Raw genomic sequence first — 4547 nt, forward strand, 5'->3', positions numbered from 1 at the left:
TCCCCGACAAGCGCGTCGAGACGCTCCCGGCGGCCGTCGCCGAGGCTCGCACCGCGATCCCCGACCTGCGCCTGGTGATCCTCGGGACGGGGCCGAGTACCCCGCAGGTCCGCGCCGAGGTGGATCGCGTCGGCGGTGCGGAGTGGACCGAGTTCCCCGGTTTCGTCTCGGATGCCGAGCTCGACACGCTCCTGCACGGCGCCCTGTGCCTCATCAATCCGTCGCGACGCGAGGGCTACGGCCTCGTCGTGGTCGAGGCGAACGCCCACGGCACCCCCGTCGTCCTCGTCGCGGACGAGGGAAACGCCGCGACCGAGCTCGTCGACGACGGCGTGAACGGTATCGTCGCCCCCCGAACCTCCCCCACCGACCTCGCCCGGGCCATCCGGGCCGTCGCCGACGGGGGTGACGACCTGCGCCGCTCCGCGCGCGCCTGGTACGACACCGCCGTGGGCACCCGCACCATCCGACGTACCGTGGAGGGGATCCTGTCGGCGTTGCAGCTGCCGACCTCCCCCGCACCGCGGATCATGAAAGAAGACACGCCGTGACCTCTCCCGCCCCGAACGACGCCGTCGAACTGACGATCCTCATGCCGTGCCTCAACGAGGCCGAAACCCTCGAGGTCTGCATCCGTAAGGCGCAGGGCTTCCTCGAGCGCAGCGGCATCCAGGGCGAAGTTCTCATCTCCGACAACGGCAGCACCGACGGCTCGCAGGCCATCGCTGAGGGCTTGGGCGCGCGCGTCTCGCACGCGCCGCGGCGCGGCTACGGCGCCGCCCTCATCAACGGCATCGAGCAGGCCCGCGGCCGGTACATCATCATGGCCGACGCCGACGACAGCTACGACTTCGAGAACCTCGAACCGTTCGTGGAGCGACTTCGCGCGGGCGCCGACCTCGTCATGGGCAACCGTTTCCGCGGGGGCATCGCCCCCGGTGCCATGCCGCCGCTGCACAAGTACCTCGGCAACCCGGTGCTCTCCTTCATCGGAGAGCTGTTCTTCCGCCCCGGCATCCGGGACTTCCACTGCGGGCTGCGCGGCTTCAACCGCGCGCGCATCCGCGAGCTCGACCTGCAGACCACGGGCATGGAGTTCGCCTCCGAGATGGTCGTGCGCGCGTCGCTCGCCCGCTACCGCATCGAAGAAGTGCCCACGACACTGAAGAAGGACGGCCGGTCCCGCCCGCCGCACCTGCGCAGCTGGCACGACGGCTGGCGTCACCTGCGCTTCCTGCTGCTGTTCGCGCCGCGCTGGCTGTTCGTGTACCCCGGTCTCGTGGCCTTCTTCCTCGGCGCCATCGCGGTGGGCGTCCTCGCCTTCGGTGGCGTGAACATCGGGGGCGTGGGCTTCGACGTCACCACGATGGTCTACGCCAGTGCGCTCTCCGTGATCGGATTCCAGTCGCTCTTGTTCTTCTGGTTGACCAAGCTCTACGCCACTCAAGAGGGGTTCCTGCCCGCGAGCGAACGCTACCGGCGGATCGTCGCGAACTGGTCGGCCGAGCGCGGGCTCCTCATCGGTCTCGGCCTCTTCGTGCTCGGCGTCGTGATCGGCATCGTGCAGGTGATCCTCTGGGGCAACCTCGATTTCGGCGCGCAGAACGCCGCCCAGGCCGTCCGTATCGCCGTGCCCAGCGCCCTGCTGATCATCCTGGGCTTCCAGACCGTGATGATGAGCTTCTTCTCGGGCGTGCTCACCACGCCCCGGCGCGAGCAGCGCCCCGAAGCCGTCATCGAGAGTTGATGCCTACCCGCCGCATCCTCGTCGACCTCCTCGGGTTCACCGGTTCGCGGGGCGGCACCGAGACGTACGTGCGGGAGCTTCTGCCGCGCGTGGGGGCCTTGCTTCCCGACGTGCGCTTCGCCGCCCTCACCGGACGCGCGGGGACGGAGCGGGTCGGAGCGTTCTTCCCGGGCCGCGTGCAGACCCTGCGGGCCGTGGGCGCGGACCCGGCGACGTGGGCACTGGGCGCCGTCGCCGCCACCGACGCGATCGCGCGTCGGCACCGTGTCGACCTCGTCTGGGCCCCGCAGAACTTCGGCCCCGTCCTCCGCGGGGTCCCGCGCGTGGTGACCGTCCACGACGCGATCTACGACGAGGTCCCGGGCGGGCTCGCGGAGCGCGCGCAACGCGGACTCACGTCCTGGCTGATGCGCCGCTCGGCACGGACCGCCGACCGTGTCCTGACGGTCTCCCACGCCGCCGCGGAGAGCATCGTCCGCAACCTCGGCGTCGACGCTGAACGCATCGCCGTGGTCCACAACGGCAGCGGCGACCCGCGACCGGTCGACGATCCCCCCGCGGTCGTGGCATCCCTCGCCCTTCCGCCGGGCCGGCCCGTCGTCCTCAGCGTCGGCAATCGGATGCCGCACAAGAACTTCCCCGGGCTCCTCGCCGCGGTGGCCTCCCTCCCGCCCGCGCGGCGCCCCGTCACCGTAATCGCGGGCAGCCGACTGCCCGATCCGCTCGGCGACGACGTCGCCCGCCTCGGGCTCCAGGACGATGTCGTGCTGCCGGGCTGGGTGAGCGATGCGCAGCTGGAGGCCCTGTTCCAGGTCGCCGACCTGTATGTCTGCCCCTCGCTCGTCGAGGGATTCGGGCTCCCCGTCATCGACGCCCTCCGCCGCTCGGTCCCCGTGCTCGCGAACGACGTCCCGGTGCTGCGCGAGGTGGGCGGCGACGCCGCCCGCTACGCCGATGCGACGGATGCCGCGGCCTTCGGCGCCGCCCTCGCCTCCGTGCTCGCGAGTCCGCCGGATGCCGCCGCACGTGGCCGCGCGCAGGAGTGGGCGTCGCACTTCACGTGGGACGGTGCGGCCGAGGCGACCGCCGTCGAGCTCGAGCGCGTGCTCGCCGCGGGAGCGCGACGATGAGCACCGCCGACGCCGCACCATTGCAGGGTCCGTCGATGAAGCGACGCCTGCTCGGATTCCTGCTCGTCCCCGCGATCGCCGCGCTCTCCCCGTTGATCGCCCTGCCCGCGGTCGTCCAGATCGCCGGGGCGAGCGGGTGGGCCAGCGCCATCGCCGGTGAGAGCATTGGGACCTTCGCCGCCATCGCGATCGGGTGGGGATGGGCGACGATCGGACCGGCGCTCATCTCGATCGCCGCCGACGACGACGAGCGCGCGCGCCTGTACCGCGAGTCCATCGCGGTGCGCCTGATGATCTCGATCATCGCCCTGCCCGCGCTCGGGGTGATCTGCTGGTTCATCGCCTCGCCCGGGTCCGAGTGGCTCACGGTCCTCATGGGCGCCCAGGGCGCCCTCATCGCCCTCTCGTTCACCTGGTTCTGCGCGGGCGTCGGCGATCCGAAGACGATCGTGATCTTCGATGCCGCCCCCCGCCTCATCGCCAACCTCGCCGCGGCGGGGCTCGTCCTGATGACCGGGGTCGTCGTGCTCTACCCGCTCGCGGGGATCGCCGTGACGCTCATCGGGACCGGCTTGTTCACGATGCGCCTGCTGCGCCGGCATCCGGGTCCGTGGCCGCGTCCCCGGGACATGCCCGCGCTGCTGCGCTCGAACCTGTCGGTCGCGCTCAACGACGCCGGGCTCAGCGGATACTCCAGTGTCCCCGCGCCGGTCGTGAACGTCACCGCCTCGGCGTCGGCCGCCGGCGGCTACGCCACGGCCGACAAGATGCTCAAGCTCGGGCAGTTCATCCCGATGACCCTCGCCAATGCGCTGCAGGCCTGGATCGGCGAGGCGCACGGCGCGCACCGGGGACGCCGGATGGGCGTCGCGCTGCTGCTCGCGGCGGGCGCCGGCGTGATCGGTTGGGCCGGACTCGCCCTGGTCGGGCCGTGGCTGACGAGCACGTTCCTCCCCGCGGCTCCCGCCCCGTTCGACATCCTGCTGGTGATGGGCCTGGTGTTCTTCTTCTTCTCGGTGCGCACCGCCGTCGCCCGGCTCGTGCTCTTCCCCGCCGGTCAGGCGGGAGCAGTGATGCGCGCGACCCTGATCGCCACGGCCGCGGGCATCCCCCTCATGATCGCGCTCGCCATCGCGTGGGGACCGCTCGGGGCCGCCCTCGGCTACGCCTTCACCGAAGGCGCCGCCACCCTCCTCCTGGCCCGCCGGTGCTTCCGAGTGCTGCGCGACCTGCGTCACACCCCCAGCGAAGCCCCGGTATGACGTCGTCGCTCCGAGAGTGCTCGACCGCCGCAGAAAGGACGACCCCGTGAAGGTCGCGATCAACGGACGTTTCCTGCTCGACTCCTTCGGCGGTGTGCGCCGCGTCGCCCTGGAGCTGAGCCGCCACCTCGCGGATCTGCGGTCCGACATCGTCCTCGCGGTTCCCCCCGCCGCGGTCGACCAGGTGCCCGAGGGCGTCCCGTTCGAGGTCGTCGGGCGGGCGACGGGCGCGGTATGGGAGCAGATCGATCTGCCCCTCTGGCTGCGCCGGAATGGCTCGCCCGTGCTGCTGAACTTCGCCAATATCGCACCGATGACCTACGCGAACCAGATCACGATCCTCCACGACATCGCCCCCGCGATCCGCCCGCAGGACTTCTCCTTCCTCTTCCGCGTGCAGTGGCGCCT

The 4547-nt window shown here is 71.5% G+C and carries 4 protein-coding genes and 1 pseudogene; all 5 read left to right on the forward strand.

Going from position 1 to position 4547, the window contains the following annotated elements; genetic code table 11:
* The coding region (locus LQV45_RS18625; protein ID WP_230008297.1) for a glycosyltransferase at positions 1 to 551 on the forward strand (551 nt) is incomplete at its 5' end.
* Positions 548 to 1747 (forward strand): glycosyltransferase family 2 protein, encoded by a 1200-nt coding sequence (locus LQV45_RS18630; protein WP_230008298.1) that lies wholly within the window; start codon positions 548 to 550, stop codon positions 1745 to 1747. The genes LQV45_RS18625 and LQV45_RS18630, both read left to right, overlap by 4 nt.
* Entirely contained in the window at positions 1747 to 2877 is a 1131-nt protein-coding gene (locus LQV45_RS18635; protein ID WP_230008299.1) for a glycosyltransferase family 1 protein, read from the forward strand. The genes LQV45_RS18630 and LQV45_RS18635 overlap by 1 nt, the downstream gene beginning before the upstream one ends.
* Positions 2874 to 4139 (forward strand): lipopolysaccharide biosynthesis protein, encoded by a 1266-nt coding sequence (locus tag LQV45_RS18640; RefSeq protein ID WP_230008300.1) that lies wholly within the window; start codon positions 2874 to 2876, stop codon positions 4137 to 4139. The genes LQV45_RS18635 and LQV45_RS18640 overlap by 4 nt, the downstream gene beginning before the upstream one ends.
* A 46-nt stretch (positions 4140 to 4185) precedes the next feature.
* Positions 4186 to 4547: pseudogene (locus LQV45_RS18645) on the forward strand (hypothetical protein); the annotation flags it as partial.

This window comes from Microbacterium sp. Bi128 (assembly GCF_918698205.1).

What these genes read in the sequence shown, in the direction of transcription:
- LQV45_RS18635 (WP_230008299.1), top strand. Translation starts at nt 1,747, where the DNA reads ATGCCTACCCGCCGCATCCTCGTCGACCTCCTCGGGTTCACCGGTTCG.
- LQV45_RS18640 (WP_230008300.1), top strand. Translation starts at nt 2,874, where the DNA reads ATGAGCACCGCCGACGCCGCACCATTGCAGGGTCCGTCGATGAAGCGA.